The following is a 272-nucleotide window of genomic DNA, read 5'->3' as shown; positions in this document are numbered from 1 at the left end:
CGAGGTGGTCGCACGGTTTTTGAACAATCTCAGATCAGTGGCACGATTGATTTTATATTTGGTCATGGTACAGGGTTATTCATTAACAGCGATATCATTGCTCGTAATCGTCAAGATGTTGAGCATGGTAATTCTTATGGCTACATCACGGCTCCTGCAACCAATATAGATCAACCTTTCGGATTGGTTTTCAAAGACTGCCGTTTGAAAAAAGAAACGGATGTTCCCGAAAAAAGTTATGCCCTTGGTCGGCCTTGGCATCCCACGACGAC

Annotated in this window: 1 protein-coding gene; it reads left to right on the top strand. The window is 43.8% G+C overall.

The genetic code is table 11. From position 1 onward, the window contains the following. Positions 1–272, top strand: a 272-nt coding sequence (locus RMT89_RS43060; protein WP_315889206.1) for a pectinesterase family protein, incomplete at both ends; no start/stop codon positions are given.

The organism is Streptomyces sp. P17, assembly GCF_032436805.1.
Classification (GTDB): domain Bacteria; phylum Actinomycetota; class Actinomycetes; order Streptomycetales; family Streptomycetaceae; genus Streptomyces.
Note: the sequence above shows the minus strand (reverse complement) of the source record. Positions and strands in the feature narration are given on the sequence as shown.